Origin of the sequence: Paenarthrobacter sp. YJN-5, from assembly GCF_015040095.1 — a bacterium.
Classification (GTDB): domain Bacteria; phylum Actinomycetota; class Actinomycetes; order Actinomycetales; family Micrococcaceae; genus Arthrobacter; species Arthrobacter ureafaciens.
On record NZ_CP053544.1, the window covers coordinates 2,387,467 to 2,406,926 of the forward strand.

General features: G+C 63.4%; 17 protein-coding genes. 4 read left to right on the forward strand and 13 right to left on the reverse strand.

Translation table 11 applies throughout. From position 1 onward, the window contains the following. The first annotated feature begins 3 nt into the window (after nucleotides 1-3). From HMI59_RS11360 to pgl, 4 genes are read left to right on the forward strand one after another with little or no spacing between them, the layout of a single operon-like run. The gene (locus HMI59_RS11360; RefSeq protein ID WP_021470415.1) at nucleotides 4-1,635 is read left to right on the forward strand and encodes a glucose-6-phosphate isomerase; all 1,632 of its coding nucleotides are present in this window, start codon (nucleotides 4-6) and stop codon (nucleotides 1,633-1,635) included. Nucleotides 1,636-1,650: 15 nt separating this feature from the next. Next, a complete protein-coding gene (gene zwf, locus HMI59_RS11365) occupies nucleotides 1,651-3,207 on the forward strand; it encodes a glucose-6-phosphate dehydrogenase (protein ID WP_193591371.1) in 1,557 nt (518 codons plus the stop codon). Next, on the forward strand, nucleotides 3,204-4,145 hold the full coding sequence (locus tag HMI59_RS11370; RefSeq protein WP_021470413.1) for a glucose-6-phosphate dehydrogenase assembly protein OpcA: 942 nt from the start codon (nucleotides 3,204-3,206) through the stop codon (nucleotides 4,143-4,145). Before zwf ends, HMI59_RS11370 begins: the two co-directional genes overlap by 4 nt. Beyond that, a complete protein-coding gene (gene pgl / locus HMI59_RS11375) occupies nucleotides 4,135-4,953 on the forward strand; it encodes a 6-phosphogluconolactonase (protein ID WP_021470412.1) in 819 nt (272 codons plus the stop codon). Before HMI59_RS11370 ends, pgl begins: the two co-directional genes overlap by 11 nt. Here the strand turns inward: pgl and HMI59_RS11380 are convergent. The 13 genes from HMI59_RS11380 to uvrA all read right to left on the reverse strand — a co-directional run bounded on the left by HMI59_RS11380 (nucleotide 4,906) and on the right by uvrA (nucleotide 19,448). Beyond that, the gene (locus HMI59_RS11380) at nucleotides 4,906-5,301 is read right to left on the reverse strand and encodes an RNA polymerase-binding protein RbpA (RefSeq protein WP_079941385.1); all 396 of its coding nucleotides are present in this window, start codon (nucleotides 5,299-5,301) and stop codon (nucleotides 4,906-4,908) included. The genes pgl and HMI59_RS11380 overlap by 48 nt on opposite strands. 109 nt (nucleotides 5,302-5,410) lie before the next feature. Further along, nucleotides 5,411-5,668 carry a preprotein translocase subunit SecG gene (gene secG / locus HMI59_RS11385; RefSeq protein ID WP_021470411.1) on the reverse strand — a complete coding sequence of 86 codons (258 nt, stop codon included), beginning with the start codon at nucleotides 5,666-5,668 and terminating at the stop codon, nucleotides 5,411-5,413. Nucleotides 5,669-5,704: 36 nt separating this feature from the next. After that, nucleotides 5,705-6,520 (reverse strand): triose-phosphate isomerase, encoded by an 816-nt coding sequence (gene tpiA / locus HMI59_RS11390; protein ID WP_021470410.1) that lies wholly within the window; start codon nucleotides 6,518-6,520, stop codon nucleotides 5,705-5,707. A 75-nt stretch (nucleotides 6,521-6,595) separates the two neighbouring features. Next, nucleotides 6,596-7,822 carry a phosphoglycerate kinase gene (gene pgk, locus HMI59_RS11395; RefSeq protein WP_193591372.1) on the reverse strand — a complete coding sequence of 409 codons (1,227 nt, stop codon included), beginning with the start codon at nucleotides 7,820-7,822 and terminating at the stop codon, nucleotides 6,596-6,598. A gap of 9 nt (nucleotides 7,823-7,831) precedes the next feature. Then, on the reverse strand, nucleotides 7,832-8,842 hold the full coding sequence (gene gap, locus HMI59_RS11400; protein ID WP_021470408.1) for a type I glyceraldehyde-3-phosphate dehydrogenase: 1,011 nt from the start codon (nucleotides 8,840-8,842) through the stop codon (nucleotides 7,832-7,834). 267 nt (nucleotides 8,843-9,109) lie between these two features. Continuing rightward, a complete protein-coding gene (locus HMI59_RS11405) occupies nucleotides 9,110-9,733 on the reverse strand; it encodes a superoxide dismutase (protein WP_166184239.1) in 624 nt (207 codons plus the stop codon). Nucleotides 9,734-9,908: 175 nt separating this feature from the next. Then, a complete protein-coding gene (gene whiA, locus HMI59_RS11410; RefSeq protein ID WP_021470406.1) occupies nucleotides 9,909-10,889 on the reverse strand; it encodes a DNA-binding protein WhiA in 981 nt (326 codons plus the stop codon). A 13-nt stretch (nucleotides 10,890-10,902) separates the two neighbouring features. Beyond that, nucleotides 10,903-11,919 (reverse strand): uridine diphosphate-N-acetylglucosamine-binding protein YvcK, encoded by a 1,017-nt coding sequence (gene yvcK, locus HMI59_RS11415; RefSeq protein WP_062096843.1) that lies wholly within the window; start codon nucleotides 11,917-11,919, stop codon nucleotides 10,903-10,905. Further along, complete coding sequence (gene rapZ / locus HMI59_RS11420) at nucleotides 11,919-12,842, reverse strand: RNase adapter RapZ (RefSeq protein WP_021470404.1); 924 nt, start codon at nucleotides 12,840-12,842, stop codon at nucleotides 11,919-11,921. The genes yvcK and rapZ overlap by 1 nt, the downstream gene beginning before the upstream one ends. A 111-nt stretch (nucleotides 12,843-12,953) precedes the next feature. Then, nucleotides 12,954-14,966, reverse strand: a complete 2,013-nt coding sequence (gene uvrC / locus HMI59_RS11425; protein ID WP_021470403.1) for an excinuclease ABC subunit UvrC — start codon at nucleotides 14,964-14,966, stop codon at nucleotides 12,954-12,956. A gap of 102 nt (nucleotides 14,967-15,068) precedes the next feature. Next, nucleotides 15,069-15,737 (reverse strand): 1-acyl-sn-glycerol-3-phosphate acyltransferase, encoded by a 669-nt coding sequence (locus tag HMI59_RS11430; protein ID WP_193591373.1) that lies wholly within the window; start codon nucleotides 15,735-15,737, stop codon nucleotides 15,069-15,071. Next, entirely contained in the window at nucleotides 15,724-16,440 is a 717-nt protein-coding gene (locus HMI59_RS11435) for an HAD hydrolase-like protein (RefSeq protein WP_193591374.1), read from the reverse strand. Before HMI59_RS11435 ends, HMI59_RS11430 begins: the two co-directional genes overlap by 14 nt. An 80-nt stretch (nucleotides 16,441-16,520) precedes the next feature. Continuing rightward, nucleotides 16,521-19,448 carry an excinuclease ABC subunit UvrA gene (gene uvrA, locus HMI59_RS11440; protein ID WP_193591375.1) on the reverse strand — a complete coding sequence of 976 codons (2,928 nt, stop codon included), beginning with the start codon at nucleotides 19,446-19,448 and terminating at the stop codon, nucleotides 16,521-16,523. Nucleotides 19,449-19,460: the final 12 nt, after the last annotated feature.

Sequence of the window (19,460 nt, forward strand, 5' to 3'; positions counted from 1 at the left end):
ACAATGAGCACAATCAGCTTTGACGCCAGCGGTGCCGCACAGCAGGCAATCGCCAAGCACATTGACAGCCTGGTCGAAGACCGGATTGCCACGCGGATTTTCGCCAAGGACCACACGTTGTGGGGCCCGGACGCGGAGTCGGAGTCGGCCATCCGCCTGGGATGGGTTGAGGCTCCGGCCGTATCCCAGCCCCTGGTAGGCCAGATCCTGGAACTGCGTGATGCCCTCCGCGCCGAAGGCGTCTCCCATATTGTCCTTTGCGGCATGGGCGGTTCCTCTCTGGCGCCGGAGGTCATTGCCGGCACCGCTGGCGTCGAGCTGACTGTTCTCGACAGCACCGACCCCGAGCAGGTTGGTGCTGCCCTTGCAGACCGGTTGGCGGAAACGGCGATCGTCGTTTCTTCCAAGTCCGGTTCCACTGTTGAGACCGATTCCCAGCGACGGGTGTTCGAGAAGGCGTTCAACGACGCCGGCCTGGACGCCAAGAGCCGGATCATCATTGTGACGGACCCCGGTTCACCCTTGGACAAAGCCTCGCGGGAGGCGGGTTACCGTGCGGTGTTCAACGCGGATCCGAACGTTGGCGGACGTTTCTCGGCCCTGACGGCCTTCGGCCTCGTGCCCTGCGGCCTCGCCGGCGTCGACATCCAGGCCTTCCTCGACGAAGCCGAAGAAGCCGCTGAAGTGCTCAACGAGGACTCCGCGGACAACATCGGCCTGTCCCTGGGCGTCGCTCTGGGTGGAACCACCCCCCTGCGCAACAAGATCGTCATTGCTGAAGACGGCTCCGGCATTGTCGGTTTCGCGGACTGGGCAGAACAACTTATCGCCGAATCAACCGGCAAGCTCGGCACCGGCGTACTCCCCGTAGTGGCGGGTCCCGACTCCCCGGAAGCCCGGGGTGGCGCTGAGGACGTACTGGTCGTCAGGCTTGTGGACGCCGACGCCGATGTTGAACTGCGTGAGAACGAGGTCGCCATTGCCGGCGGCCTGGCAACCCAGATGTTTGTTTGGGAATTTGCCACCGCCGTCGCCGGCCGCCTTTTGGGCATCAACCCGTTTGACCAGCCCGACGTCGAAGCAGCCAAGGTGGCTGCCCGCGGCTTGCTGGACGCCCGCCCGGAGCCGACGCCGGCTGCTTTCACCGATGGTGCCGTTGAGGTCCGCGGCGGTGAGTGGTTGGGCCAGGCGGCTACCGTCACCGAGGCCGTGCAGGCGCTGCTTGATCAGCTGGGACCTGATGGGTACCTGAGCGTTCAGGCCTACCTTGACCGCATCAGCCACGCGCCCCTCGAAGGCATCCGTGAGGAGCTTGCCGCTGTGAGCGGACGTCCGGTGACCTTTGGGTGGGGACCCAGGTTCCTGCACTCCACCGGCCAGTTCCACAAGGGCGGCCCCGCGATCGGCGTGTTCCTGCAGGTCACTGCGGCATCCTCCACTGATCTTGAAATTCCTGAGCGCCCGTTTACCTTCGGGGAACTTATCTCCGCCCAGGCATCGGGCGATGCCCAGGTCCTCGAAGGACACGGCCGGCCTGTCCTCCGCTTGCACCTCACAGAGCGTGCAGCAGGCGTGGCACAACTCCAGCAAGTCGTCGCTGCTTTGGCCGGCCAGGCCAGCGCACTCGAAAGCTAAGGCACAAAAGCAAACATGCCAGAAACTGAAAACGGCAGGAAGAACGCCGGCCTGCGCAATCCGTTGCGTGATCCGCGGGACCGCCGCCTGAACCGCATTGCCGGGCCGTCGTCGTTGGTGTTCTTCGGGGTTACCGGTGACTTGGCCCGGAAGAAATTGATGCCGGCCGTGTATGACCTGGCCAACCGTGGGTTGTTGCCTCCGAGTTTTGCGTTGGTGGGTTTCGGTCGTCGGGATTGGGATGATGCTGACTTCGCGGCCGAGGTGAAGGAAAACGTCAGGGCCCACGCGCGGACGAAGTTTGACGAGGCGGTGTGGGAACAGCTTGCTTCCGGTATCCGTTTCGTCAAGGGTGAGTTCGACGACGACGACGCGTTCGAGCGCCTCGGGGATGTCCTCGACGAGCTCGACCAGACCCGTGGCACCCGCGGCAACCATGGCTTCTATCTCTCGATCCCGCCGAAGGCCTTCGAGCAGGTCTGCCGGCAGCTGTCCAAGCACGGGTTGGCGCAGGCCAGGCCCGGGCAGTGGCGGCGTGTGGTCATCGAGAAGCCGTTCGGCCATGACCTCGAATCGGCGCGGGCGCTCAATGACATTGTGGAGTCGGTGTTCCCGCCGGATGCGGTGTTCCGGATCGATCACTACCTGGGCAAGGAAACAGTCCAGAACATCCTGGCGTTGCGTTTTGCGAACCAGTTGTTCGAGCCGTTGTGGAACGCGAACTACGTTGACCACGTGCAGATCACCATGGCCGAGGACATCGGCACCGGCGGCCGTGCAGGCTATTACGACGGTGTGGGCGCGGCCCGTGACGTGATCCAGAACCACCTCCTGCAGCTCCTGGCCTTGACGGCTATGGAAGAACCTATTTCGTTCAATGCCGATGATTTGCGTGCGGAGAAGGAAAAGGTCCTCGCTGCGGTGAAGTTGCCCGAGGACCTGTCCACGCATTCGGCGCGGGGACAGTTCACCGGTGGCTGGCAGGGCGGTGAGAAAGTCCTGGGCTATCTGGATGAGGACGGCATCCCCGCCGATTCCAAGACCGAAACGTATGCCGCGATCCGGGTGGACATCAATACGCGGCGGTGGGCCGGTGTGCCTTTCTACCTGCGTGCAGGCAAGCGCCTGGGCCGACGCGTGACAGAGATCGCCGTGGTCTTCAAACGCGCCCCGAACCTGCTCTTCCGTGATCACGCCGAGGACGACTTCGGGCAGAACGCTGTGGTGATCCGGGTCCAGCCTGATGAGGGTGCCACGATCCGCTTCGGGTCCAAGGTCCCGGGCACGCAGATGGAAGTGCGTGACGTGACCATGGACTTCGGCTACGGGCATTCCTTCACCGAGTCGTCCCCCGAGGCGTATGAGCGGCTGATCCTGGACGTGCTGCTGGGTGAGCCGCCGTTGTTCCCCCGGCATCAGGAAGTGGAGTTGTCCTGGAAGATCCTTGACCCGTTCGAGGAGTACTGGGCCGGGCTGGACGAACAACCGCAACCTTACGCACCGGGCAGTTGGGGGCCGGCTTCGGCCGATGAGCTCCTGGCCCGTGACGGACGAACCTGGAGAAGGCCATGATCGTAGATCTTCCCGATACAACCACCTCGAAGATTTCCAAGAAGATCACCTCGTTGCGTGAGCAGGGCGGGGTGATTGCGCTGGGCCGGGTGCTGACGCTGGTGGTGGTGACCAGGTCCGGGCAGGAAGAAGAAGCGATCGAGGCCGCTAACGAAGCTTCCCGTGAGCACCCCTGCCGGATCATCGTGCTGGCCGACGCCGGAGCGCAGGCCCCGGACCGGTTGGACGCGCAGATCCGCGTCGGTGGCGACGCGGGTGCCTCGGAAGTGATCGTGCTGCGCGGGTACGGGCAGATGGCCCACGAAAGCGAGTCCCTGGTGGCTGCGCTGCTGCTCCCGGACGCCCCGATCGTGGCCTGGTGGCCGAACGGGGCACCCGAAAGCGCGTGCGAGACCTCCATCGGAGCGATCGCGCACCGCCGGATCACCGACTCCGCAAACGAACCGGACCCCGCCCAGGCCCTGGAGAACATCCGCCGAACCTACAAGGCCGGCGACACCGACCTCGCCTGGACCCGCCTGACCAACTGGCGCATCCAACTCGCTGCGGTGCTGGACCAGGTGGACAGCGATCCCGTGTCGGCCATCGCCGTTGAAGGCGCGTCGGATTCACCCAGCACGCTCCTGCTGGCGGCGTGGTTGACCTTGGCGCTGCAGGCACCGGTCACTATTGTGGCCGACCCCGCAGGAACGGGCATTCGGCGGGTGCGGTTGACGCGGGCCAGCGGCGACGTGCAGTTGTTCCGGCCGGGTCTGTCCGTGGCGGAACTGACCCAGCCGGGACAGCCTGCGCAGCGCATTGCCCTTCCGCGCCGCAGCCTCAAGGACTGCCTCGCAGAAGAACTCCGCCGGCTCGACCCCGACGAAGTCTTCGGAGAAGTGATTACGATGGGACTTCCACTTACCAGTCAAAGGAGAGTCCAGACCAGTGCGCGCTGAGCCAAGAGTTAGCATCCACCCCGACTCCAAGGTTCTGATGGCAGCCATTGCGGCACGCCTCATCACCAAGCTTGTGGACGTCCAGGACAAGCACGGGGAAGCTACGGTGGTCCTCACCGGCGGAACCGTCGGTATCGGCACGCTGAAGGCCGTGGCGGAGTCGGCCGCGGCTCCGGCAGTCGACTGGTCCCGGGTGAATTTCTGGTGGGGGGATGAACGTTTTGTGCCCGCCGACAGCGAGGACAGGAACACGCGTCAGGCCTACCAGGCTCTGTTGGCACATCTGCCCGTAGATCCGAACCGGGTCCACGAACCTGGCTCGTCTGACGATTTTGCGACTGCCGACGAAGCAGCCCAGGATTACGCAACCAAGCTCAAGGAAGCAGCGGAAGCCGAGCACGCAGCCGACATGTCAGATGATCGTCCGGAAGAGCCCGCAGCACTCCCCCGCTTCGACGTCTTGCTGCTGGGTGTCGGTCCGGATGCGCATGTGGCCTCCCTCTTCCCGGAACAGGGTGCAATCAGGGAGAAGAGCCGAACGGTAGTGGGGGTCGAGAACTCGCCGAAGCCGCCGCCGTCGCGTATTTCGCTGACGCTCCCCGCCATCAACACCGCCCAGGAAATCTGGATGGTGGTTGCGGGCGAGGACAAGGCCGGCGCGGTAGGCCTGGCCTTGGCCGGTGCCAATCCAGTACAGGTGCCCGCAGCAGGCCCCGTGGGCCAAGCCAGGACACTGTGGCTTATTGATGAGAATGCGGCTTCACGCGTCCCCCAGCAGCTGGTCCGGAAGGACCCCGCGGGCGCGTAGGCGTTCAAGCGCTCCGGCCAAGACCTTTTCCGCGTCTTGGCTGGAGCGTCTTTCTTTAACGTAGTCCAGGTGCGACTTGAAAATCTCGTCCTCGGAGCGTGCCGAAGCCGGGTGCAGCGGATCCCTGGAGGCGGGTAGCCCGCACTTCGGGCAATCCCAGCTCACTGGTATCTGATCTTCGGGCAGCTTAAGAAAAACAAGCCGCGTCTCGTGTCCCTTGGCGCACCAATAGGGAACACGAATACGCGGCAGTTGTTCTCCATCACTATGATCACTGTGATTTCTGGGAGGCGACCCCTGGGCTACGCCCACCCGGGTGCCCCGGTAACCTTGCGTGCCATGAACCATTTCGATCCCCTAGCGACTCGGTGATCGGCCTGAAAGGCCAGTAGGCCTTTCAGGCCGACACGCACAGTCTAATGCCAGGGCGCGGACGGCGGCACCCTTCGGATGAAGGCTAGGAATCCCCACCGGAGGTGAAGCGCATGATCAGGCCCAGCCCGATGATCACCACACCCCACGTAACACCCAGGATGATGGTAAACCTGTTCAGGTTCCGCTCAGCGACGCCGGACGAACTCAGCCCGGAACTCATGCCACCGCCGAACATATCCGACAAGCCGCCACCGCGGCCCTTGTGCAGGAGGATGAGCAAGGTCAGCAGGAGGCTGGTGATGCCCAGCAGAATCTGCAGGATGACTTGAAGAACGTCCACGACGGCCTTTCGAAGAAACGGAAAACGGGAGCCCGACTAGCCCTTGGCGACGTGGCTCTCGAACCTGACAATGTTAGCAAACTCGGCCGGGTCAAGGCTGGCGCCACCCACAAGCAGGCCATCGACGTCGGTCCCGGCCATGATGGCCGCAGCGTTGTTGGCCTTGACCGATCCGCCATAGAGCAGCCGGGTCTTCCCTGCCACGTCGGCGTCGAACAGTTGCGCGAGTTCAGCGCGGATGGCTGCGCACATCTCCTGTGCATCGTCCGGGCCAGCCACCTCGCCGGTGCCGATGGCCCACACGGGCTCGTACGCAACCACAAGCTGAGCTGCCTGCTCTGCCGTGAGTCCCTCGACTCCGGCCCGCAGCTGGGCCAGCGTGTGGTCCACATGGGTGCCCGCTTGGCGAACCTCGAGGCCTTCACCAACGCACAAGACGGGAGTGACTTCGTGGCGGAACGCCGCCTTGACCTTGGCGTTCAGGACCTCGTCGGATTCGTTGTGGATGGTGCGGCGTTCGCTGTGCCCAACCAGGACATAGGCGCAACCCAGTTTGTTCAGGAACTGACCGGAGATGTCTCCCGTGTACGCGCCGGAATCAAACTGGGAAAGGTCCTGGCCGCCGTAGACGACGTCCAGTTCATCGCCTTGGACGAGAGTCTGCACACCGCGAAGGTCTGTGAACGGAGGGAAGACGGCAACTTCAACACGGTTGTAGTCATGTTTGGCGTCCGAAAGCGTCCACGCCAGCTTCTGCAACAGGGTGATGCCCTGGACATGGTCCATGTTCATCTTCCAGTTGCCGGCGATGAAGGGTTTGCGGACGAAGTTGCCGTTGGCAGAAGTAGTCACGTGAACTCCAAGATTGCTTGTGAAAAGTGAACGGCCGGCAGAACGCAGGGGCGTCCCGCCGGCCGGATTGCTGATTTAGCGGTCCAGGACGCTGAGGCCCGGAAGTTCCTTGCCCTCGAGGTACTCAAGGCTGGCACCGCCGCCGGTGGAAATGTGGCCGAACTGCGAGTCCTCGAACCCGAGGGTACGAACGGCCGCAGCCGAATCGCCGCCGCCAACCACTGTGAAAGCCACGGTGTCCGTCAGGGCCTGGGCGATGGCACGTGTGCCGCCGGAGAAGGCCTCGAACTCGAAAACGCCCATGGGGCCATTCCAGAAAACAGTCTTGGCACCCTCGATCTGGGCAGCAAAAGCGGAAGCTGATTCCGGACCAATGTCCAGGCCGATACCGCTCTTGCCGAAAGAGCTTTCCTCAATGGCGTCAGCCTTCACTACCTCGTGCTCCGCGTCTGCGGAGAACTTGGAAGCGACCACGACGTCGGTCGGGATGACGAATGACGTACCGGCATCGGCAGCGCGCTTGAGGTAGTCCTGGACAACGGGAATCTGGTCCTCTTCCAGCAGGCTGCCCGCCACCTTGTGGCCGGCCGCTGCCAGGAAGGTGAACAGCATACCGCCACCAACGAGGATGGTGTCCGCCTTACCCAGGAGGTTGTCAATAACCGCGAGCTTGTCCGAGACCTTGGAACCGCCAAGCACCACCACATACGGACGCTGCGTGTCCGTGGTGAGTTTCCGGAGGACCTCAACCTCGGAGTGGACGAGGTCGCCCAAGTAAGCGGGCAGGCGGGTAGCGACGTCGTAGACGCTGGCGTGCTTGCGGTGGACGGCGCCGAAAGCGTCATCCACGAATGCTCCGTTGTCCCCGGTCAGCGCTACAAGCTCGTCAGCAAAGGAGCCACGTTCGGCGTCGTCCTTGCTGGTTTCGCGTGCGTCGAAACGGACGTTCTCCAGGACGAGCACTTCACCATCCTGCAACGCCGCAGCCAGGGCCTTGGCGGACTCTCCGACGGTATCTTCGGCCAACTGGACCTTGAAGTCGGCGAGCTCAGCCAGACGGGCTGCAGCAGGCTTGAGGGAGTACTTTTCCTCGGGAGTTCCCTTGGGGCGTCCGAGGTGGGCGGTTACGAGCACGCGGGCACCGGCGTCCGAGAGCTTCTTAAGGACCGGAAGGGAAGCCTTGATGCGGCCGTCATCGGTCACTGTAGAGCCGTCGAGCGGCACATTCAGGTCACTTCGTACCAGAATGTACCGCCCGCGGACACCTTCAGCGATGAGTTCGTTGAGGGTGTGAGATGTCATGTGTCTACCCTAGCCCAGCTTGGATGCAACGAGCTCCGTGAGGTCTACGAGGCGGTTGGAGTAGCCCCACTCGTTGTCATACCAGGAAACAACCTTGACCTGGTTGCCGATGACCTTGGTCAGGCCCGAGTCAAAGATGGACGACGCCGGATCCCCCACGATGTCAGAGGAAACAATCGGGGCGTCAGTGTAGGTAAGAATGCCCGCCCACTCCTCGGACTCGGCAGCAGCCTTTACAGCCGCGTTGACTTCCTCAACCGTCACTTCGCGGGACACGGTCACAGTCAGGTCCGTAGCCGAACCGGTGGGGACGGGCACGCGGATGGCGTAGCCGTCAAGCTTGCCCTTGAGTTCGGGAAGCACCAGGCCGATGGCCTTCGCAGCGCCGGTGGACGTGGGCACCATGTTGATGGCAGCTGCACGTGCGCGGCGCAGGTCCTTGTGCGGGCCGTCCTGCAGGTTCTGGTCTGCCGTGTACGCGTGCACGGTGGTCATCAGGCCACGCTCGATGCCGAAGGCGTCGTTGACAACCTTGGCCAGGGGGCCGAGGCAGTTGGTGGTGCACGATGCGTTCGAAATGATGTTGTGGGCGGCGGGGTCGTAGAGGTCGTCGTTCACGCCCATGACGATCGTGATGTCCTCGTCGCTGGCAGGCGCCGAAATAAGAACCTTCTTGGCGCCGGCGTCGATGTGCTTCTGCGCTGCCGAAGCTGCGGTGAAGAAGCCTGTGGACTCGATGACGATGTCAACGCCGAGGTCGGCCCAGGGAAGGTTGGCGGGATCACGCTCTGCCAGAACCTTGATGGACTTGCCGTCAACGACGATGTTGCCGTCCACAACTTCCACGGACTGGGTCAGACGGCCTCCGACGGAGTCGTACTTCAGGAGGTGCGCCAGGGTCTCAGGGTTGGTGAGATCGTTGACTGCCACGATCTCAAGGTCTGCGCCCTGTGCCAGCGCGGCGCGGAAGTAGTTACGGCCGATGCGGCCGAAGCCGTTGATACCAATACGGGTGGTCACTGTTTGTCAATCTCCTTGGTGCTCTTGCAAGCACGCCTCGTGAGTTGGATTTGGGTCCAACCAACAGACCCCGCACGTCATTGGGCAGAGGTGATTATCAGATCGGAGGGCGACCAGCCACGTTGCTGAAGGCTAACCGCCTTCCGTGATCCATCTTACGTTTAACTGAGCCTGCCCCCGCAACTGCGGAGGCAGGCATTTCAGCATTTGGGCCTATTTCACTGAAATGTGACTTTTGTTACACCTCAATGAACGCGGCCTCACCACCTAGAGAACGATGAGCCCCGTGGCGTTGGCGCGGGCTGCTTCGAAGCGCTTGGCTACGTCTGCCCAGTTGACGATGTTCCAGTAAGCCTTCACGTAGTCAGCCTTGACGTTGACGTAGTCCAGGTAGAAAGCGTGCTCCCACATGTCGAGCATGAGCAGCGGGGTGGTGCCCACGGCAACGTTGCCCTGCTGATCGTAGAGCTGTTCGATCACGAGGTTGCCGCCAATGGGCTCGTAGGCAAGGAAGGCCCAGCCGGAGCCCTGCAAGGCAAGTGCTGCGGCAGTGAACTGTGCGCGGAAGGCATCGAACGAGCCGAAGGCATCCTCGATGGCTGCCGAGAGCTCGCCTTCGGGCTTGTCGCCACCGTCCGGGGAGATGTTGTTCCAGAACACGGAGTGGTTGATGTGGCCGCCGGTGTGGAACGCAAGGTCCTTGGAGAGGCGGTTGATGTTGGCGAAATCACCCTTTTCGCGGGCTTCGGCCAGCTGTGCGAGGGCGTTGTTGGCGCCGGCAACGTAGGCGGCATGGTGCTTGCTGTGGTGCAGCTCCATGATCTTTGCCGAAATGTGCGGCTCCAGTGCTGCGTAGTCGTAGCCGAGCTCGGGCAGGACGTACTCTGTCACGAAATCCTCCAATGTAGTGGACCGAAGTCCGGTTGGTAACTCTCGTTCTGTTCATCCGGCCGATGAACCGGCCGGAAACCCTTGGGCGGTGAAGCCTCCTGTTGAGTCTACGGGCGACAACCCGACTGGCCCCCGGAGTATTTCCCCCGCACCCTGTCGATTCTATGGGCGGCGGCTATTCGTCCATCATTTCCGGAGTCACATTTGCCTCTGTACCCGGGATGCCCAAGTCGAGCGCGCGTTTGTCCGCCATGGCCAGCAGACGCCGGATGCGTCCGGCGATCGCGTCTTTGGTCATGGGCGGATCGGCAAGCCGGCCCAGTTCATCCAGGCTTGCCTGCTTGTGGGCAACCCGCAGCTCCCCCGCGTATTTCAGGTGCTCGGGAACGTCGTCGCCGAGGATCTCCAGGGCCCTGTCGACCCTGGCGCCGGCAGCAACGGCCGCTTGGGCGGAGCGGCGCAGGTTGGCGTCGTCGAAGTTGGCCAACCTGTTGGCCGTGGCGCGCACTTCCTTCCGCATTCGCCGTTCTTCCCACACCATCAGTGCATCGTGGGCCCCCATCCGGGTCAGCAAAGCGGCGATGGTGTCGCCGTCGCGGATGACCACACGGTCAACTCCCCGTACCTCCCGTGCTTTGGCCTGGATGCCAAGGCGGCGTGCTGCGCCGACCAGTGCCAATGCGGACTCGGGACCCGGGCACGTCACCTCCAAGGAGGAGGACCGTCCCGGTTCCGTGAGCGAGCCGTGGGCGAGGAAGGCCCCGCGCCACACGGCCTCCGCATCCGCCGCCGAACCGTTGACGACCACCGACGGCAGCCCCCGCACAGGCCGGCCCCGGCCGTCCAGGAGGCCGGTTTGCCGGGCCAGCGCCTCGCCGTCGCGGACCACGCGCACGACGTAACGGCTGCCGCGGCGGAGGCCACCGCCGGAGACGACGATGATTTCGCTTTGGTGGCCGTAAACTTCGGCAATGGCCGCCCGAAGCCGCCGGGCGGTGGAAGCCAGGTCCACCTCGGCCTCGATGACGATCCGGCCCGAAATAATGTGCAGGCCGCCCGCAAACCGGAGCATGGCCGAGACTTCGGCCTTGCGGACTGAGGACTTCTTGATGTCCAGCCGGGACAGTTCGTCCTTGACCGACGCGGTAAGTGCCATCGCGTATGTATTCCTAACTGTTCCCAAAGATATCGTGGTACGCCGCCGCCAGGAGCAGTGGGTCATGGACGGGCCTGCGTCTCGACGCCCCTACTCTACCCAAGACGACTTCGGCCCCGATCATCCCGGCGGCCTTCTCGAAGGCTTTGAGGTCCTGTACGGCGGCCGGGTCGGCAAGGACAACGTCCACGCTGAATTCCGGGGCGTAGCGCCGCAGGACATCCAAATGGTCGGCGGCGGTCATGCCTGAGGTTTCCTTGGTCTCGACGTCGAGATTCATGGTGAGGCAGCGTTTTGCGGTTGTCTCCCCCAATGCCTGGCGAAGTTCGGGCAACAGGAGGTGCGGCAGTACCGAGGTGTACCAGGAGCCGGGGCCCAGGATGACCCAGTCGGCCAGCTCAATGGCGGTCAGCGCTTCGGTGCAGGCCGGTGCGTCCTCGGGAAGGAGCCGGACCTCCTCGAGCTTTCCGGCTACCGCGCATTTGGCCTGGCCGCGCACCGTCTGCAGCTCATGTCCGCCTCCGGGAAGTTCCACCCGGGCTTGCCCTTCGATGGTCAGCGGCACGCTGGACATGGGCAGGACCTGTCCGCGGGCACCCAGCAGCGCGCCGGCCCACTTGAGGCCTGCCACAGTATCGCCCAGCAGTTCCCACAGCGTCACGATCAGCAGGTTGCCCATGGCGTGATTGTCCAGTGAACCACCTTTGGCGGTTCCCGCGTTGAACCGGTGCTGCATGACATCGCGCCAGGTGCGGCCCCAATCGGTGTCATCACAGAGCGCACTGAGTGCCATCCGCAGGTCCCCGGGCGGGAGGACGCCGTACTCGTCCCGCAGGCGCCCGGAAGAACCGCCGTCGTCCGCTACCGTGACGATCGCCGTCAGCTCGGAGGTCAGAAGGCGCAGGGCGGACAGGGAAGCGGCCAGCCCATGGCCGCCACCGAGGGCGACGACGGAGGGGGTCTTGTCCTGCTGGCTGCCGGGAACGCCTTTGGGCGGGATCAGCGGCAGCGGACCGGTGAGGACGCCCATTACTCGCGACCCAGGTCTCGGTGAGTGGTTGTCACGGTCACCCGCGGGTACTGCGCGAGCCGCTTGGAAAGCTCGACGGCGACAGCCACCGAGCGGTGCTTGCCGCCGGTACAGCCCACGGCCAGCGTGGCGTAGTGCTTGTTCTCCTGGCGGTAACCGTCAAGTACCGGCTCCAGGGCGCTGACATAGCGGTCGACGAACTCGTGGACACCGTCGGCTGCCAGCACGTAGTCGCTGACGTCCTGGTCCAATCCCGTATGCGGGCGCAATTGCGGAACCCAATGCGGGTTAGGAATGAAGCGGGCATCGGCAACGAAGTTCGCATCCACGGGAAGCCCGTACTTGAAGCCAAAGCTCATGACGTTCAGCCGGAGGGTGACCGGGCCGGTGTCGCTGAACAGTTCGGTGATCGCCGTAGCCAGGCCATGGACGTTGTAATCGCTGGTATCCAGGACGATGTCGGCGTGTTCCTTGAGTTCCCGGAGGACCTCACGCTCCACTCCGATGCCGTCCAGGATGCGTCCCCCGCCCTGCAGCGGATGCGGCCTGCGGCCCTGCTCGAACCGGCGCACCAGGACTTCGTCCCTGGCGTCGAGGAACAGGACACGGAACGTAACGCCGCTGGCACTCAGGGCACCCAAGGCGGTCTGGATGTCCGTGAAGAGGTCCTTGCTCCGGACATCAACGACGACGGCCAGTTTGGGAATCGATTTGGGGGCATGGGAAACGATCTCGGCGAGCGTGCCCAGCATCTGCGGGGGAAGGTTGTCCACCACATACCAACCGTGGTCCTCCAGCGCGTCCGACGCGGTGCTTCGGCCTGCCCCGGACATGCCCGTCACCACCAGCAGTTCGGCCTCCGGCGGCTTGACGGGGGTCATCCCGTCCTGCTCCGCGCCCGATCCTGCCGTTGCCTCGTCCATCCGTCGTCCCCGTTTCCCTGAAAGTGGTGTGTCCCACAAACCGCCTGTTGAAGGCATGCATATGCGCCGGCGGCATCGCGAACGCGGCCACCGGTCAAGTTCTTACCCTAACTAAGATTCCAGGATTTCGCCGGTGGTCATGTTGATGGCCGGTGCGGCGTCCTCTGTATTCTCTGCGGAACCGAGGTGCCGGACAACAGCGGCAGCCAGGGCGGGCCCGATCCCCTTGGCCGACGTCAGTTCTTCGACGGAAGCGGCCTTGATCTTCTTCAAGGACCCGAAATGCGCCACGAGGGCCTTCCGCTTGGCTTCTCCCAGGCCGGGAACACCATCCAGTGCCGAGACCGTCATGGCCTTGCCGCGCTTTTGCCGGTGGAACGTGATGGCGAAGCGGTGTGCCTCATCGCGGATACGTTGCAGCAGGTAGAGGCCTTGGGACGTGCGCGGAAGGATCACCGGAAAATCACTGTCCGGCAGCCACACCTCTTCAAGCCTTTTGGCCAGGCCCACCACGTAGACGTCGTCAATCCCCAGCTCGGCCAAGGCCCGCGCAGCTGCGTTCACCTGCGGTTGTCCGCCGTCCACCACCACCAGGTTGGGCGGGTAGGCGAACTTGGCTTTCGGCGCCGGTTGGGACGGGTCCGACGGCGACTCTTCGGTAGCGCCCGTCACCGCCTTTTGGAGCGGGTTGACGATCTCACCGGACACGGGCACCTGCTCGGCCTTGTCGTTGAGGTAGTGCCTGAACCTGCGGGTGAGGACGTCGTGCATTGCCGCGGTATCGTCCGCGGCAGCCGCTCCGGTAATGGAGAACTTGCGGTAGTCGGACTTCTTGGGCAGGCCGTCCTCGACCACCACCATGGATGCAACCACATTGGTGCCCTGGACGTGGGAGATGTCGAAGCATTCGATCCGAAGCAGTGGAACAGGCAGTTCCAGTGCTTCCTGGAGTTCCTGCAGGGCGAGGGAACGCACCGTGATGTCCCCTGCCCGGCGGGTCTTGTGCAGCTTCAGGGCCTGTTCCGCGTTTTCCTTGACGGTGGACATCAAGGCGGCCTTGTCCCCCCGCTGCGGCACCCGGATGTCCACCTTGGCGCCACGCAGGCCGGCCAGCCATTCGGAAAGTTCGTCATGGTTGCTCGGGATTTCAGGAACCAGGACCTCGCGCGGAATGCGGCCCTGGACTTCGCTGTCCTCGCCGTAAACCTGCTGGAGCAAGTGCTCAATGAGCTCGGGAGTGGTGGCGTCTTCCACTTTCTCCACCACCCAGCCACGCTGGCCGCGGACCCGTCCGCCACGAACGTGGAAGACCTGGACGGACGCTTCGAGTTCGTCATCGTGCAGGGCGAAGACATCGGCGTCCGTGTCTTCGGACAGGACCACTGCGTTGCGTTCAAAGACCTTGCGAAGGGCGATGATGTCGTCCCGGAGGCGCGCTGCCCTCTCATAGTCGAGCTCGGCAACCGCGGCGGCCATGTCCTTCTCGAGCTTGTTGATGAACCGCTTGGCTTCCCCGCCCATGAAGGAGCAAAAGTCCTCGGCCAGGCCCCGGTGTTCCTCCGGGCTCACCCGGCCCACGCACGGCGCGGCACATTTGTCGATGTACCCCAGCAGGCACGGCCTGCCGCTGGCCTGGGCGCGTTTGAAAACGCCTGCGCTGCAACTGCGGACCGGGAAGACCCGGAGCAGGGTGTCCATGGTTTCGCGGATGGCGCCTGCGGTGTAGGGGCCAAAGTAGCGTGTGCCCTTTTTCCTCTCGCCACGCATGACCTGGACCCTGGGGTACTTCTCCCCCATGGTCACAGCGAGGTACGGGTACGTTTTGTCGTCCCGGAACACCACGTTGAAGCGCGGCTTGAACTCTTTGATCCACGTGTACTCGAGTTGCAGCGACTCCAGCTCGCTGCCCACCACCGTCCATTCGACGCTGCTCGCGGCGTGCACCATGGCGTGCGTCTTTGGCAGCAGGCCCGCCGGATTGGCGAAATACGAATTCAGCCTGGAACGGAGGTTCTTTGCCTTGCCCACGTAAATGACGCGGCCGTGCGGGTCGCGGAAGCGGTAGACGCCGGGGTTGGTGGGGATTTCGCCTGTTTTAGGGCGGTAACTTGCTGGATGTGCCACGTTTCAAGTCTAGTGATCGGGGCGGACAGCATACGCCGCCGCCGTGCAGCATGGTCAGTGCAGAGGATGGGCGGCGCACTGGATGGCGGGTACCCGGGCGGGCTACTCCACGGTCTTGCTCTGGTTATAGCTGGTGGAGCGCTCCTGCCCGCTGAGCGCCGCAATGGCATCCATGATGCGGTCAGTAACTTCGCGCCGGGCCGGCAGTGAATGGTCGGGGCCGGTCTTCTCGAAGTACAGCGGTTCTCCCACTTTCATGGTGAAGTGCTGGGGGCGCACAGCGTTCCTGCCTGCCGGCTGCAGCTTCTCAGTGCCGATGAGTCCCACCGGAATGACAGGTGCGCCAGTGGTCAACGCCAGCCAGCCCACTCCGGTCCGTCCGCGGTACAGGATCCCGTCCCGGGATCGGGTTCCCTCAGGGTAGATGCCAATGCCCTTGCCATCCTCGAGGATATCCAGCAGCGTCTTCAACGCCTGGACGCTGGCTGCCTGTTCGCCGCGTTCCACGGGGATGGAACCCACAGCTTCGAAGAAGGACTTCATGACGGCGCCCTTGACGCCCTTGGTGGTGAAGTATTCGGCTTTGGCGAAGAAAGCTACCGGCCGAGGCATGAGCGCTTGGACAATGACGCTGTCCAGGAAGGAAAGATGGTTGGGTGCGACGATGAAGGGGCCTTCTTTGGGCACATTCTCAAGGCCGATGACCGTTGGCCGGCATGTGGTGGAAATCAGTCCACGGGTAGTCCACCGGATCGCATCAAATACTGCCATCGTTATGTACCTCGCTCAGGGCCGCCGCTCGGACAGCATCAAGTTCTTCAATTTTGCTTCGCAGTTCCAGCGTCGTGGCCACCACGGCCACAGCCCCGGCTTCCTCAAGTTCGCCGTCGGGAGCGAATCCCCACCTGACACCAATGCAGTCCAGACCGTTCGCCATGGCCCCGGCGACATCCTGGTGCCTGTCGCCGACCATGACCGCCGGCTGGCTGTGCAGTGAGGCCAACGCGGCCCCCACGATGCCGACCTTGCCGGGGGCGGCATTCGTACCGAGTGATTCGTCGTCCGGAGCTCCGTGAATGGCAACGAAGAAGTCTGCGATGTTGTGGTGCTCAAGGACCAGCCGCGCAATCCCTTGCGGTTTCTGCGTTGCCACAGCGGTAGGCCGGCCCGACTCGGCGTAGAACTCCAAGAGATCGAAGATGCCGGGGTAAAGCTTGCTCTGGGCAATTCCGGTTTCCCGGTAATGGCTCCGGTAGCGATGGATGGTCTCATCCACCAGGGCCGCGGGCACCCGCGCAAGATTCAGCAACGCGTCGCTGAGCTTGGGTCCGACCATCGAATTCAGCACGGCCTGGTCCGGAACCGGTAGTCCCATTTCCCGCAGGGCAGTCGAGATGCCTCCCGTGATACCGCCTGCTGGATCGACAAGGGTGCCGTCCAGATCGAAAATTACGGGCACCTTTGTATGAGTCACCGGCTTAGTTTCCCACACGTAGCGGCATGCCTGAAACTCGCATGCCGCTACGGGAATACTTCGACCGCAGTAAAGGGTCGTTAACCGAGAATCTCGGCCAGGAACTTTGCCGTGTGGCTCTCGGTCGACTTGGCCACCTGCTCGGGCGTGCCCGTGGCCACCACCCGGCCGCCTCCGGAGCCACCGTTTGGACCGAGGTCAACGATCCAGTCGGCGGACTTGATCACGTCCAGGTTGTGTTCGATGGTGATCACCGTATTGCCCTTGTCCACCAAGCCCTGAAGGACCATGAGGAGCTTCCGGATATCCTCGAAGTGCAGGCCGGTGGTGGGTTCATCCAACACGTAGATGCTGCGCCCGTTGGAGCGTTTCTGGAGCTCGGCTGCCAGCTTCACGCGTTGCGCTTCGCCGCCCGACAAGGTGGTGGCCGGCTGGCCAAGGCGAACATACCCGAGGCCGACGTCCACCAAGGTCTTCAAATGCCGGGCGATCGGAGTGAACGCCGCAAAGAACTCGGCAGCTTCCTCGATCGGCATGTTGAGGACATCGGCGATGGTCTTGCCCTTGTAGTGCACTTCCAGCGTTTCCCGGTTGTAGCGGGCACCATGGCAGACCTCGCAGGGCACATACACGTCCGGCAGGAAGTTCATTTCGATCTTCAACGTGCCGTCTCCGGAGCAGGCTTCGCAGCGGCCGCCCTTGACGTTGAAGGAGAACCGCCCGGGCAGGTAGCCACGAACCTTGGCTTCCGTTGTTTCCGCGAAGAGCTTCCGGATGTTGTCGAAGACCCCGGTGTAGGTTGCCGGGTTGGACCGGGGGGTCCGGCCGATGGGGCTCTGGTCTACGTGGACCACCTTGTCCAGGTGCTCCAGGCCGTTCACTGTCCGGTGCCTTCCGGCTACCTGCTTGGCACCGTTGAGCTTGTTGGCGAGGACCTTGTAAAGGATCTCGTTGACCAGGGTGGACTTTCCGGAGCCGCTGACGCCCGTCACGGCAGTAAACAGGCCCAGCGGGAAGGTCGCGTCCACGTTGTTCAGGTTGTTTTCGCGTGCCCCAACGACCTTCAGCTCACGCTTCTTGTCGTACTTGCGGCGCTTGGCGGGGACGTCGATCTTCCGGCGCCCGGACAGGTAATCACCGGTCAGGGATTCCGTGTTCGCCAACAGTTCCTTGTAGGTGCCCGAGTGGACCACCTGGCCACCGTGCTCACCTGCGCCCGGTCCGATGTCCACTACCCAGTCGGCCTCATGGATGGTGTCTTCGTCGTGTTCCACCACAATGAGGGTGTTGCCGAGGTCCCGCAGCCGGGTCAGGGTTTCGATGAGGCGCCTGTTGTCGCGCTGGTGGAGTCCGATGGACGGCTCATCCAATACGTAGAGGACGCCCACCAATCCCGAGCCGATTTGCGTGGCCAGACGGATACGCTGGGCCTCTCCGCCGGACAAGGTACCGGACGGGCGCTCCAGGTTCAGGTACTCCAAGCCGACGTCCAGGAGGAACGTCAGGCGGGCCTGGATCTCCTTGAGGACCTGGTGCGCAATCTGCGCTTCACGGCCGGTGAGCGTCAGGTTGCCGAGGAAGGAAGCGCACTCCCGCATGGGCAGCGCAGCGACTTCGGCGATGGATTTGCCGTTGATGAGCACCGAGAGGGATGCCGGGTTGAGGCGGGCACCGTTGCACTCGGGACACGGAATCTGGCGCATGTACTCTTCGTACCGGTCCCGCGCCCAATCGGAGTCCGTCTCGCCGTGCTTGCGGTGCACATACTGGATGGCGCCCTCGAAGCCGGTGCTGTACTTGCGCTCACGGCCAAAGCGGTTCCGGTACTGCACAACCACTTTGTGGTCCTTGCCGTGCAAGACCGTGTTGCGGACGTCCTTCGGCAGTTTTTCCCAGGCCGTATTCATGGAGAAGCCCAGCTCCGAGGCAAGACCTTCCAGGAGCCGGTTCCAGTACTCCGCGGTGGCACTGCCCATCGACCACGGCGCAATGGCGCCCTCGGCCAAGGAGAGTTCCGGGTTGGGAACGATCAGTTCCTCGTCCACCTCAAGCTTGGTACCGATGCCGCTGCAGGCAGAACAGGCGCCGAAAGGGTTGTTGAAGGAGAAGGAGCGGGGTTCGATCTCGTCAATAGCCAGCGGATGCTCGTTGGGGCATGCCAGGTTCTCGGAGAAAGCGCGAATCCGTGCGGGGTCCTTGGCATCGAGGTCAACGAACTCGACCAGTACGCGGCCCTCGGCCAAGCCCAGTGCGGTTTCCACGGAGTCGGTGAGGCGCTGGCCAATATCTTCCTTGACCACCAGGCGGTCCACCACAACCTCAATGGTGTGCTTGAACTGCTTTCCCAGCTTGGGAGCTTCACTGAGCTGGACCAGTTCACCATCCACCCGGGCGCGGGAATAGCCCTTGGCCGTGAGCTCCTTGAAGAGATCCACGAATTCGCCCTTGCGGCCGCGGACCACCGGGGCGAGGACCTGGAAGCGCGTGCCCTTGTCGAGTTCGAGCAGCTGATCGACAATCTGCTGCGGAGTCTGCCGCGTGATGGGCTCACCACAGACCGGGCAGTGCGGACGTCCCACACGGGCCCACAAGAGGCGCATGTAGTCGTAAATCTCGGTGATCGTGCCAACGGTTGAGCGCGGGTTCTTGCTGGTGGACTTCTGGTCGATGGAGACCGCGGGCGAGAGGCCTTCGATGAAGTCGACGTCGGGCTTATCCACCTGCCCCAGGAACTGGCGCGCATAGGCGGACAGCGACTCGACGTAGCGGCGCTGGCCCTCAGCAAAGATGGTGTCGAAGGCAAGGGACGACTTACCGGATCCCGAGAGCCCGGTGAAGACGATCATCGCATCCCTGGGAAGATCGAGGTCGACATTGCGGAGGTTGTGCTCACGCGCACCCTTGACCACCAGGCGCGACAGATCCGGGCGTACGGGCTTGGCGTCAGGTGCGACGGAAACAGTGTTCATGTCATGGACGGCTGTATCTTCAGCTAAGGCTTTGGGCACCCAACAATGCTA